This window comes from Streptococcus sp. HMSC076H09 (assembly GCF_001811765.1).
Lineage (GTDB): Bacteria > Bacillota > Bacilli > Lactobacillales > Streptococcaceae > Streptococcus > Streptococcus agalactiae.
On the sequence record NZ_KV806591.1, the window covers coordinates 23,915 to 35,853 of the forward strand.

Sequence of the window (11,939 nt, forward strand, 5' to 3'; positions counted from 1 at the left end):
TTAATCCTTCTTATCTGAACGATATGAAAATAATGGACTTAAAGGTTTTCTTTCATGGATACGGATAATAGCATCTGCAATGAGATGGCTAGCTGTCAGATATTTAATATTGCTAGGAATACGCTCTTTAGATAAAACAGAGTCTGTTACGATAATTTCTCTAATTGGTGCAGACTCTAAAATATCAGCTGCGCCGCCAGCAAAAAGCCCATGACTAGCAACAGCATAAATCTCAGTTGCTCCACCACGTTCTAAAATTTTTGCAGCTTCGGCAAAGGTTTTTCCTGTATTTAAAATATCATCAATAATAATAGCTTTCTTACCTTCTACCTCACCAATAATATAGCCTTCTTCACGTTCAGAATCATCTTGTGCATAATCAATGATAGCAATTGGAGAGTCAAGGTATTCTGCCAAACTACGAGCACGCTTGATTCCAGAATTTTTAGGGCTAACAACGACGACATCTTCACCAGAGAGACCGAGTTGATTATAGTGTTCAGCAAATAGTGGGACAGTAAAAAGATTGTCAACTGGGATATCGAAGAACCCTTGTACTTGTACTGCATGTAAGTCGAGGGTAAGAACTCGATCAACTCCAGCTTTAACTAACATATTAGCGACCAATTTTGCAGTAATAGGTTCACGAGATGCAGCGATGCGGTCCTGACGAGAGTAACCAAAATAAGGGACTACGATGTTAACAGTATTAGCACTTGCACGTTTGCAAGCGTCAATCATAATGAGTAATTCCCAGAGATTATCATTGACTGGGAAGCTTGTAGATTGGATGATATAGATATCGTCACCGCGCACCGTTTCCTCAATATTAATCATAATTTCGCCATCAGAGAATTGACGTGATGACATCTTACCCAAAGGAATTCCTGAAGCTTGGGAAATTTTTTCAGCAATTTCTCTATTAGCGGTTAATGAGAAAAGTTTGATTTGTTTATCGGCGTATTGTTCTGCCATGAGATAGATGACTCCTTTAGATTGATACTAATAGTTTACCAAAAAAATAGAAAAAATTCACGATAAGAAACATGAAAATGCTTGCAATAACAATGTTGAGGAGAGATAGTATGAGATTTTAAGTTCTTGCTTAAATGAGAATTATAAAAGAGATTGGAAAATCCAATCTCTCAACGTTAGTTATTCTTTAAAGTAGCAGAGAATCTAGCCACCTTACTTTTGGCGTATTTAAAATTAATATTATTTTCTTTTAAAAACTGGTCGAAATCTCTTTTCCCTTGTTTAGGTTGTTTGACTTCTAACTCAAGTTCATAATCTTTAATATCAGCATATATATTGCTGTCTAGAGCCATTAAGCCGATTGAAGTTTCCATCTCTCGTCTTGTTGTTGTAAGTTGTCCAAAGACAGCTAATTTGGTTGGATCAACTCCCTTTTCAAGGATTAAAGAAGCAATCTCAGTATCTTCAGGGAACTGGCCATTTTTAACGATATATTTAGCTTCTTCTAAAGTAAGGTCATGATTGTGCTCTAAATTTCCTACTTCTCTAGGGATTTTTAGTGTTAGTTCGGCACGGTTAGGTAACGTTCTAATGCGAAGTGACATTCGGTGTGCTTTCATTTCAAATGTTTCTGTGTCAAAATAGTAATTGGTTTGAGTAATAGGTTGAACATGAGAAAATAAGCTTGTTAGACGATTAAATTCGTCTTTATTCAATAGAGTTTTGTATTCAATTTCTAGGTGTGTCATCTTATCACTTCCTTTTCCTAAATATGGTATAATATTAATTGTTGTGTTAATTTTATAGAAAAAAAGTTTATTTTACAAGAGAGTACATTAAATATTTTGGAGGATTAGAATGTCAATGGATTGGGAAACATTTCTAGACCCTTATATTCAAACGGTTGGTGAATTAAAAATAAAGCTTCGTGGTATTCGTAAACAATTTAGAAAGCAAAATCGTCACTCTCCAATAGAATTTGTTACTGGACGCGTAAAGTCGGTTGAAAGTATTCAAGAAAAGATGGTTTTACGTGGTATTTCAGAAGAAAATCTTGCTCAGGACTTGCAAGATATTGCAGGTCTTCGTATCATGGTACAATTTGTAGATGACGTTGATGAAGTCCTTGCCTTATTGAGAAAACGTCATGACATGACAGTGGTTCAGGAGCGAGACTATATTACCCATATGAAATCTAGTGGATATCGTTCATATCATGTCGTTGTAGAGTATCCTGTAGACACAATAGATGGACAAAAGAAAGTTTTAGCAGAAATACAAATCAGAACTCTGGCTATGAATTTTTGGGCAACCATCGAACATTCATTAAATTACAAATATCAGGGGGACTTCCCTGAAGAAATTAAACAAAGACTGGAGAAAACAGCAAAAATCGCTTTAGAATTGGATGAAGAAATGCGTAAGATTCGCGAAGATATTCGTGAAGCACAGCTTTTATTTGATCCTTTAAATCGAAAATTGAGCGATGGTGTAGGAAATAGTGATGACACAGATGAATTTTACAGATAGAGCAACACGTGTTGCTATAATTGCTAACGGAAAATATCAAAGCAAGCGTGTAGCCTCAAAGCTCTTCGCTGCTTTTAAACATGATCCTGATTTTTATTTATCAAAAAAGGATCCTGATATTGTCATTTCTATTGGTGGAGATGGTATGCTTTTGTCAGCTTTCCACATGTACGAAAAACAACTGGATAAAGTAAGGTTTGTCGGTGTTCATACAGGACATTTAGGATTTTATACAGACTATCGAGATTTTGAAGTTGACACATTAATTAATAATTTGAAAAATGATAAAGGTGAACAAATCTCCTATCCCATTTTGAAAGTAACTATTACCCTTGAAGATGGTCGAATTATTCGTGCGCGTGCTTTAAATGAGTCTACTATTAAGCGTATTGAAAAAACAATGGTAGCGGATGTTGTTATTAATCAAGTGGTATTTGAAAGGTTTAGGGGAGATGGCATTTTAGTTTCTACACCAACCGGTAGTACTGCTTACAATAAATCACTAGGGGGGGCAGTACTCCACCCAACGATAGAAGCCTTGCAACTAACAGAAATTTCTAGTCTTAATAATCGCGTCTATCGTACCTTGGGGTCATCGGTTATTATCCCCAAAAAAGATGCTATAGAGATAGTCCCTAAACGAGTTGGTGTCTACACAATTTCTATAGATAACAAAACAGTCCATTACAAAAATGTTACCAAAATAGAATATAGTATTGACGAAAAAAGTATTAACTTTGTTTCAACTCCAAGTCACACTAGCTTTTGGGAACGTGTTAACGATGCTTTTATCGGAGAACCTGAACATTGAAATTTGAATACATAGCAGAAGAAAGGTGCAAAGTTAAAACACTTTTGAAAAGTCATGATGTTTCAAGGGGGTTATTAGCAAAGATTAAGTACAGAGGTGGTAAGATTTTTGTCAATGGTGAAGAGCAGAACGCTATTTTCTTATTAGAGATTGGCGATGTTGTTACGATAGATATTCCTGACGAGCCTTCTCACGAAACTTTGGAACCAGTGCCTCACGATTTAGATATTGTTTATGAGGATGATCATTTTTTGATTTTAAATAAACCTTTTGGTTTCGCTAGTATTCCTAGCTCTATTCATTCAAATACAATTGCTAATTTTATAAAACACTATTATGTGTCTAATAACTATGCCAATCAGCAGGTCCATATTGTGACCCGGTTGGATCGAGATACAAGTGGATTAATGTTATTCGCCAAGCATGGTTATGCCCATGCTCGTCTAGATAAACAACTTCAGGCTAAAGCAATTGAAAAAAGGTATTATGCATTAGTATCAGGGAGTGGTGATTTAGCAGATAGTGGTGATATTATAGCTCCTATTGCACGAGATGTTGATAGTATTATTACGAGGCGCGTCCATGAATCAGGCAAATATGCACATACTAGTTATCAAGTAGTTGCTCGTTATGGTGATGTTAGATTAGTGGATATCAAATTACATACAGGGCGTACTCATCAAATTAGAGTTCACTTTGCTCATATCGGCTTTCCTCTTTTGGGAGATGATTTGTACGGAGGACGTATGGATCTAGGAATAAACAGGCAAGCATTGCATTGTCATTCTTTGTCTTTTTACGACCCTTTTATGGGAAAAATAAATAAACAGACGCTAGACTTGACAGATGACTTTGACAGCGTTATCATGGAATTACATTAATTTAGAAGTAGAAGGTTTTATATATATGCGTTCCTTATTTGGTGGTTTAAGAGAAAAAGTTGCAAGTGATTATGTTAAGATTGTTTTCCCTGAGGGAAGCGATGAACGTGTATTACGTGCAGCAGCTCGTTTGAAATTTGAAGGTCTTGTTGATCCTGTTATTTTAGGTAAGGCTGACGAAGTTCACGATTCTTTGGCAAGACTTGGTTTTGTTGATCAAGATTATAGCGTTATTGACCCTGAACAATACGAAAAATTTGAAGAGATGAAAGAAGCTTTTGTTGAGATTCGTAAAGGCAAAGCTACTATGGAAGATGCAGATCGTCTTTTGAAGGATGTTAACTATTTTGGGGTTATGTTAGTAAAACTTGGTTTGGCAGATGGTATGGTATCAGGGGCCATTCATTCAACAGCTGATACTGTACGTCCTGCTCTTCAAATTATTAAAACAAAACCAGGAATTTCACGCACTTCAGGTGTATTCTTGATGAACCGTGAAAATACACAAGAACGTTATATTTTTGCTGACTGTGCTATTAACATTGATCCTAATGCACAAGAGCTAGCAGAAATTGCAGTAAATACTGCGGATACAGCTAAAATATTTGATATTGATCCCAAGATTGCTATGCTTAGTTTTTCAACAAAAGGAAGTGCAAAAGCGCCTCAAGCTGAAAAAGTTCAAGAAGCAGCTAAAATTGCCAAAGATTTATCTCCCGAATTAGCTGTTGATGGAGAATTACAATTTGATGCAGCTTTTGTTCCGGAAACTGCAGAAATTAAAGCTCCTAATAGTGATGTTGCTGGAAAAGCAAATGTTTTTATTTTCCCAGACCTTCAATCAGGAAATATTGGCTATAAAATTGCACAACGTTTGGGTATGTTTGAAGCAATCGGACCGATCTTACAAGGATTGAATGCTCCAGTAAATGATTTATCACGTGGATCAAGTGCTGAAGATATTTACAAACTTGCTATCATTACAGCTGCTCAAGCTATTGATGAGAAATCAAAATAAGTTATAAAACGAGAAGGATTTTTCCTAGCTCGTTTTTCTATATACTAGAGGAGGAGTGTCTATGATATCACGTAAAGTTGCGCTTGTGACGGGGGCATCTGCTGGTTTTGGTGCAGCTATTGTTACTAAATTAGTTTCAGATGGTTATAGCGTTATTGGTTGTGCTCGTCGAATGGATAAATTAAAATGCCTTGGAGAAAAGTTTTCAGAGGGTTACTTTTATCCACTTCAAATGGATATTACAAGTAGAGAATCGGTTGACAAAGCTTTAGAAAGTCTGCCTAAAAATTTGCAATCAATTGATTTGTTGGTTAATAATGCAGGCTTAGCACTTGGATTGGATAAATCATATGAAGCTGATTTTGGAGATTGGATGACTATGATTAATACTAACGTTGTAGGATTAATTTACTTGACACGATGCATTTTACCGAAAATGGTAGAAGTTAATAGAGGGTTAATTATCAATTTGGGATCAACTGCAGGAACAATTCCTTATCCAGGAGCTAATGTCTATGGCGCATCAAAAGCTTTTGTAAAACAATTTTCTCTCAACTTGCGTGCCGATTTAGCTGGAACTAAAATCAGAGTTACTAACCTAGAACCCGGTTTATGTGAAGGGACAGAATTTTCAACTGTACGTTTCAAAGGAGATCATAAAAGAGTTGAAAAACTTTATGAAGGTGCGCATGCAATTCAAGCAGAGGATATTGCTAATACCGTGTCATGGGTTGCTAGCCAACCAGAACACATTAATATTAACCGCATAGAAATAATGCCAGTCAGTCAAACTTATGGGCCTCAACCTGTTTATCGTGATTAAAATAGTAAAGACCAGGAAACGCTTTAATAATTTCTGGTCTTTTTATAGATAAGTGTTGTTTTTTTAACTTAATCTGCTATAATGAGTTCAGCCATTTTTTTGACTAATATTATTTAATCGGAGGGTTGGCAGAAATGCAACATGTCAATCATTCTTCTTTTGATAAAGCATCAAAAGCAGGATTTATTATTGCTTTAGGCATTGTTTATGGAGATATTGGTACAAGCCCACTCTATACGATGCAATCATTGGTTGAAAACCAAGGTGGTATTTCTAGTGTCACAGAATCGTTTATCTTAGGTTCTATATCTTTAATCATATGGACCTTGACACTTATTACAACTATCAAGTATGTGCTTGTAGCTTTAAAGGCGGATAATCATCACGAAGGTGGTATTTTTTCTTTATATACCCTTGTTAGAAAAATGACACCTTGGTTAATTGTGCCGGCTGTTATTGGAGGTGCAACCTTGTTGTCAGATGGAGCTTTGACGCCAGCTGTAACCGTAACTTCAGCCGTTGAAGGATTAAAAGTAGTTCCTAGTTTGCAGCATATTTTCCAGAATCAGAGTAACGTTATTTTTGCGACCTTGTTTATTTTACTGTTACTTTTTGCCATCCAAAGGTTTGGAACGGGTGTTATTGGGAAATTATTTGGGCCAATTATGTTTATATGGTTTGCCTTTTTAGGTATTAGCGGTCTCCTTAATAGTTTTGCCCATCCAGAAGTTTTCAAAGCAATTAATCCATACTACGGTTTAAAATTGTTATTTAGTCCAGAGAATCATAAAGGTATTTTTATTTTAGGATCTATTTTCCTGGCGACAACGGGGGCAGAAGCACTATACTCTGACTTAGGTCATGTTGGGCGTGGAAATATACATGTTTCATGGCCGTTTGTTAAGGTTGCCATTATACTTTCTTATTGTGGGCAAGGGGCATGGATTTTAGCTAATAAGAACGCAGGAAATGAATTGAATCCCTTTTTTGCTAGTATTCCTTCGCAATTTACAATGCATGTCGTTATTTTAGCTACTTTGGCAGCTATCATCGCTTCACAGGCACTGATTTCTGGATCATTTACCTTAGTTTCTGAAGCTATGCGACTAAAAATATTCCCACAATTTCGTTCAACTTATCCTGGTGACAATATTGGTCAAACCTACATACCTGTTATTAATTGGTTCTTATTTGCCATTACAACCTCTATTGTTTTGCTTTTTAAGACTTCAGCGCACATGGAAGCAGCATATGGATTAGCGATAACAATTACGATGCTAATGACAACTATTTTACTGTCTTTCTTTTTAATTCAAAAAGGAGTAAAAAGAGGTTTAGTCTTATTGATGATGATTTTCTTTGGTATTTTAGAGGGAATCTTCTTCCTTGCTTCAGCTGTTAAATTTATGCATGGAGGCTATGTTGTTGTTATTATAGCAGTAGCAATTATATTCATCATGACTATCTGGTATAAAGGTAGTAAAATTGTTTCGCGTTATGTTAAGTTGTTGGATTTAAAAGATTACATCGGACAATTAGATAAACTTAGACATGATCATCGTTATCCGATTTATCATACTAACGTTGTTTATTTGACAAATCGTATGGAAGGAGACATGATTGATAAGTCTATCATGTATTCTATCCTTGATAAGCGCCCTAAAAAAGCACAAGTTTATTGGTTTGTAAACATTAAGGTCACTGATGAACCTTATACAGCTGAGTATAAAGTTGACATGATGGGAACAGACTTCATTGTGAAGGTAGAACTTTACCTTGGATTTAAGATGCGTCAGACTGTGTCACGCTATCTTCGTACGATTGTAGAAGAATTACTTGAAAGTGGACGTCTGCCTAAACAAGGAAAGACATACAGCGTTAGACCTGATAGTAAAGTAGGAGATTTTAGGTTTATTGTCCTTGATGAACGTTTCTCAAGTAGTCAAAACCTAAAACCTGGTGAACGATTTGTTATGCTAATGAAATCATCTATAAAGCATTGGACAGCAACACCAATACGATGGTTTGGTCTACAATTTTCCGAAGTTACAACAGAAGTAGTTCCTTTGATTTTTACAGCTAATCGAGGTCTACCAATTAAAGAAAAAATTGAACTTACAACAACTGGAGATTGATTAATAAAAGGCGCTGGAATTAAACCAGTGCCTTTTAGTTATTAGTTTTCTTTTTTAGAGTGACGAGTGGATTATAGTTCAAAATCATCGTTAGAGATAGAAGCACCAGACGTGACATCAGACCATCCAACGATAGCTTGACCGGATTCTTTTAAATAACCCTCTAGCAGTGGTTTAATATTATGAACATGTTCAATATAACCAACGAGTTGCCCACTATCATTTTCTAAGCGTTTATAAGATTGTACTAGAATATAATCTTGTGATGCGCTAGGTAAGAGTAAATGTAGCTCTTTCGCTTTTTTCTCTATTAGGCTGTTTTGAACCCATTTGTCTATAGGATATTCTTCTTCAGGATAAATATCAAAAGGATCTTCAGGTTTATGGTTCGAATAAATTGTTTGACCGTCCTTATTATGCAATCTAAAACGATATGGGAGATGGTTAAATAAGTCAAAATTTAGCATATAGTGAAACTCGGTCATTGTTTTGGAGAGTTCCGAGAACGTTTTAATATCGTTAGCCTCTGTTTTTGAGTTAGTCTGACTAATCGCTAAGTAGTTGGAGTCAATTACCAGATGAGGTATGCTAGTTTCTATATCATGGAATGCAAAGCTACCGTCAAAATCTGCATGATTGAGAGTTGAAATATCTGTAATGATTTGTATAGAAAACAAATAATTAAAGTAAGTCTTTAACGTAATAAAGAAATTATTTTCAGATTCATTTGAGGCAAAAGCCACTATTTTCTTGGGTATTAGCATATGAACATGATAACGGTATTAAGAGTAAATTGCAATTGTTATGTTCTCTGAAGTGGTGATTGATGGGTAGAGAATAGATAAGAAAGTGAAGACATTAATATTCAAAAAACTCTTTGTTTTTCTTAGCTTTATTTGATATAATAAGAGCTGTTGATTGTCCTTTGACAACTAATATAAACAATTTAATTTTAATTCGAATGAATTAAATGGAGCACCTTGATTTAGCGGGGTGCTCTATTTTATGATAATAATCAAAGCAAGGAGATTTTAATGACTAAAAAGGGATGGCGTATTATGCCTGCCATAATTACAACGGCTATATTAGGTTTTTCAGGGATTCTTATTGAAACATCTATGAATGTCACTTTTCCGCTTTTGATGAAAGAATTTGGGGTTAACCCCGCTGTTATTCAATGGGTGACAACAGGAAATTTGTTAGCTGTTGCTGTGACTGTGCCTTTGTCAGCATTTATGATTAAAAATTTATCAGAGAGACAAATTTTTACATTGGCAAATGTGCTTTTTTTATCTGGTGTTTTAATTGATAGCTTTGCCCCTAATTTAGCTATATTGTTAGTAGGGAGAGTCTTGCAAGGTGTTGGGACAGGATTAGCCCTCCCTTTATTGTTTCATATCATTCTTACACAAATCCCGATGGAGCGTAGAGGACTAATGATGGGAGTAGCTGCTATGGTCACACTTTTAGCACCGGCAGTTGGACCTACTTATGGCGGTGTTATTTCAGGAATGTTAGGATGGAAGATGATTTTTATGCTTCTGGCACCAATACTTATCATATCCACCTTTATAGGTTTGGCTTCTATTCCCAAACGTCAAGTAAGAATTAATGATAAACTCAATTTTCCTGCCTTTGTCAGTTTAGGTATTGGCTTGGCAACCCTTCTTTTAGCTATTGAAAAGGTGTCTATTTTTTACTTATTAGTAGCTATTGTTAGTTTTGTTATTTTTTACTATTTAAATAAACAGCTAGAATTTTTGAATTTGAATGTTTTTAAAGATAAAGATTTCTCAATCTTATTGTATGGCGTACTGGCTTTTCAAATGATTCCTCTAGCACTTTCGTTCTTATTACCTAACCTCTTGCAACTTGTTTTACATCAAACTTCAACCAAAGCTGGTTTGTTTATGTTTCCAGGTGCAATAGCAGTAGTTTTTTTATCCCCTTTTGCAGGTTATCTCCTGGATAAAATTGGTGCATTTAAGCCAATTATGATAGGTATCTCCCTTTCTTTGATAGGTTTAATTGGTACAGCTATATTCATTCCTGCGAAGTCTGTTGTAGTACTTTTAGCCTTTGATATTCTTACTAAAATTGGTATGGGGATTGGAGCAAGTAATATGGTTACGACTGCTTTAACAAAACTAAAGCCAACACAATCAGCGGATGGTAATAGTATCTTGAATACACTACAACAATTTGCGGGAGCTTTTGCAACCGCAGTAGCCTCACAAATTTTTACCATCGGACAAGTAGCTATTCCGAAAAATGGAGCTATAATTGGTAGTCAATTTGCAGTTCTATTCGTTATCGTTGTTGTTATCTTAGCTATTGTAGGATTAACTTATCTTCGAAAAAGAAAAGCAATATAATAAATTAAAATCCTATAGAGTACTGCTCTATAGGATTTTAATTTCTTTTGCAAAAAACGAACATTATTCAAATAAACTGAGAAAAAATTGACTAAAAATAAATAAAGTCTATAATTTAAAAAGGAAAGGTATGTTTTTACCTAGCGATGCTTTGTTATACAAAGTTATAGGAAGGCCATTTTACTCATTAGGAGAACCATTATGTTTAACGATATTCCTGTTTTTGATTATGAAGATATTCAATTAATACCAAACAAGTGTATTATATCTAGCCGCTCACAAGCTGACACAAGTGTCAAACTTGGAAACTATACCTTTAAACTTCCAGTAATCCCTGCTAATATGCAGACTATTATTGATGAAGAGGTAGCTGAAACATTAGCGTGTGAAGGTTATTTTTATATTATGCACCGTTTTAATGAAGAAGAAAGAAAACCTTTTATCAAGCGTATGCATGATAAAGGTTTAATTGCATCGATTTCGGTTGGGGTCAAAGACTATGAATATGATTTTGTGACAAGTCTGAAAGAAGATGCTCCTGAGTTTATCACTATTGATATTGCACATGGCCATTCTAACAGTGTTATAGAGATGATCCAACACATTAAACAAGAGCTTCCAGGAACTTTCGTTATTGCTGGAAATGTAGGAACGCCTGAAGCTGTTAGAGAATTGGAAAATGCAGGTGCAGATGCAACTAAAGTTGGTATTGGACCTGGTAAAGTTTGTATTACTAAAGTCAAGACAGGTTTTGGTACTGGAGGTTGGCAATTAGCTGCCTTACGTTGGTGTTCTAAAGCTGCTCGCAAGCCAATTATTGCTGATGGTGGTATTCGAACACATGGGGATATTGCAAAATCTATCCGCTTTGGTGCTAGTATGGTAATGATTGGTTCGCTGTTTGCTGGTCACCTTGAAAGTCCTGGAAAACTTGTGGAAGTAGAAGGACAGCAATTTAAAGAATACTATGGCTCAGCTTCTGAATATCAAAAGGGAGAACATAAAAATGTTGAAGGTAAGAAAATTCTATTACCTGTTAAAGGGCGACTAGAGGATACTTTGACAGAAATGCAACAAGATTTGCAAAGTTCTATTTCTTACGCAGGTGGAAAAGAATTGGATAGCTTGAGACACGTTGATTACGTTATTGTTAAAAATTCTATTTGGAATGGTGATTCCATTTAAATTAAATCTTGAAATCTTAATTAAAAATGTTACAATAGTTATCTATCATACATAACAATTAAATATATGATTTACTTATTTATGCTGAGGATTGGCTTAGCGTCTCTACAAGACACCGTAATGTCTAACAATAAGTAAGCTAATAAATAGCTTGCCTGTTGGTTCATGTTAATGAAGCGATAAATTAGAGGAGATTTGTGTCCTCT

The 11,939-nt window shown here is 35.3% G+C and carries 11 protein-coding genes and 1 riboswitch; of the genes, 8 read left to right on the forward strand and 3 right to left on the reverse strand.

Annotated elements, in window-relative coordinates:
* The gene (locus tag HMPREF2818_RS01495) at positions 1-975 is read right to left on the reverse strand and encodes a ribose-phosphate diphosphokinase (protein WP_000840698.1); all 975 of its coding nucleotides are present in this window, start codon (positions 973-975) and stop codon (positions 1-3) included.
* 176 nt (positions 976-1,151) lie between these two features.
* Positions 1,152-1,724 carry a CYTH domain-containing protein gene (locus HMPREF2818_RS01500; RefSeq protein WP_000149079.1) on the reverse strand — a complete coding sequence of 191 codons (573 nt, stop codon included), beginning with the start codon at positions 1,722-1,724 and terminating at the stop codon, positions 1,152-1,154.
* A 109-nt stretch (positions 1,725-1,833) separates the two neighbouring features.
* Here HMPREF2818_RS01500 and HMPREF2818_RS01505 point away from each other — a divergent pair, with 109 nt between their 5' ends.
* The 6 genes from HMPREF2818_RS01505 (at position 1,834) to HMPREF2818_RS01530 (ending at position 8,173) form a co-directional block, all read left to right on the forward strand.
* Positions 1,834-2,505, forward strand: a complete 672-nt coding sequence (locus tag HMPREF2818_RS01505) for a GTP diphosphokinase (RefSeq protein ID WP_000061344.1) — start codon at positions 1,834-1,836, stop codon at positions 2,503-2,505.
* Positions 2,480-3,316: an NAD kinase gene (locus tag HMPREF2818_RS01510; RefSeq protein WP_000192908.1), complete on the forward strand. Its 837-nt coding sequence runs from the start codon at positions 2,480-2,482 to the stop codon at positions 3,314-3,316. Before HMPREF2818_RS01505 ends, HMPREF2818_RS01510 begins: the two co-directional genes overlap by 26 nt.
* Positions 3,313-4,197: an RluA family pseudouridine synthase gene (locus HMPREF2818_RS01515; protein ID WP_000667471.1), complete on the forward strand. Its 885-nt coding sequence runs from the start codon at positions 3,313-3,315 to the stop codon at positions 4,195-4,197. Before HMPREF2818_RS01510 ends, HMPREF2818_RS01515 begins: the two co-directional genes overlap by 4 nt.
* Positions 4,198-4,222: 25 nt before the next feature.
* Positions 4,223-5,215: a phosphate acetyltransferase gene (pta, locus tag HMPREF2818_RS01520; protein WP_001257096.1), complete on the forward strand. Its 993-nt coding sequence runs from the start codon at positions 4,223-4,225 to the stop codon at positions 5,213-5,215.
* Between the two features lie 61 nt (positions 5,216-5,276).
* Entirely contained in the window at positions 5,277-6,038 is a 762-nt protein-coding gene (locus tag HMPREF2818_RS01525) for an SDR family NAD(P)-dependent oxidoreductase (protein WP_000625604.1), read from the forward strand.
* Between the two features lie 134 nt (positions 6,039-6,172).
* On the forward strand, positions 6,173-8,173 hold the full coding sequence (locus tag HMPREF2818_RS01530; RefSeq protein ID WP_001164948.1) for a KUP/HAK/KT family potassium transporter: 2,001 nt from the start codon (positions 6,173-6,175) through the stop codon (positions 8,171-8,173).
* Positions 8,174-8,244: 71 nt separating this feature from the next.
* On the opposite strand, the gene HMPREF2818_RS01535 is transcribed toward HMPREF2818_RS01530, so the two are convergent.
* Positions 8,245-8,916 (reverse strand): hypothetical protein, encoded by a 672-nt coding sequence (locus HMPREF2818_RS01535; RefSeq protein WP_000853103.1) that lies wholly within the window; start codon positions 8,914-8,916, stop codon positions 8,245-8,247.
* A 291-nt stretch (positions 8,917-9,207) separates the two neighbouring features.
* Between HMPREF2818_RS01535 and HMPREF2818_RS01540 the strand changes: the two genes are divergently transcribed.
* Complete coding sequence (locus HMPREF2818_RS01540) at positions 9,208-10,548, forward strand: MFS transporter (RefSeq protein WP_000162151.1); 1,341 nt, start codon at positions 9,208-9,210, stop codon at positions 10,546-10,548.
* Between the two features lie 201 nt (positions 10,549-10,749).
* On the forward strand, positions 10,750-11,733 hold the full coding sequence (gene guaC / locus HMPREF2818_RS01545; protein WP_000481330.1) for a GMP reductase: 984 nt from the start codon (positions 10,750-10,752) through the stop codon (positions 11,731-11,733).
* A gap of 55 nt (positions 11,734-11,788) precedes the next feature.
* A riboswitch (purine riboswitch) is annotated at positions 11,789-11,884 on the forward strand.
* The last annotated feature ends 55 nt before the right edge of the window (positions 11,885-11,939 follow it).

Excerpts from the sequence above, each read along its gene's own strand:
- HMPREF2818_RS01495 (WP_000840698.1), bottom strand. The coding sequence starts at position 975 with ATGGCAGAACAATACGCCGATAAACAAATCAAACTTTTCTCATTAACC.
- HMPREF2818_RS01540 (WP_000162151.1), top strand. The coding sequence starts at position 9,208 with ATGACTAAAAAGGGATGGCGTATTATGCCTGCCATAATTACAACGGCT.
- guaC (WP_000481330.1), top strand. The coding sequence starts at position 10,750 with ATGTTTAACGATATTCCTGTTTTTGATTATGAAGATATTCAATTAATA.
- HMPREF2818_RS01510 (WP_000192908.1), top strand. The coding sequence starts at position 2,480 with ATGACACAGATGAATTTTACAGATAGAGCAACACGTGTTGCTATAATT.
- HMPREF2818_RS01500 (WP_000149079.1), bottom strand. The coding sequence starts at position 1,724 with ATGACACACCTAGAAATTGAATACAAAACTCTATTGAATAAAGACGAA.
- HMPREF2818_RS01525 (WP_000625604.1), top strand. The coding sequence starts at position 5,277 with ATGATATCACGTAAAGTTGCGCTTGTGACGGGGGCATCTGCTGGTTTT.
- HMPREF2818_RS01530 (WP_001164948.1), top strand. The coding sequence starts at position 6,173 with ATGCAACATGTCAATCATTCTTCTTTTGATAAAGCATCAAAAGCAGGA.
- HMPREF2818_RS01505 (WP_000061344.1), top strand. The coding sequence starts at position 1,834 with ATGTCAATGGATTGGGAAACATTTCTAGACCCTTATATTCAAACGGTT.
- pta (WP_001257096.1), top strand. The coding sequence starts at position 4,223 with ATGCGTTCCTTATTTGGTGGTTTAAGAGAAAAAGTTGCAAGTGATTAT.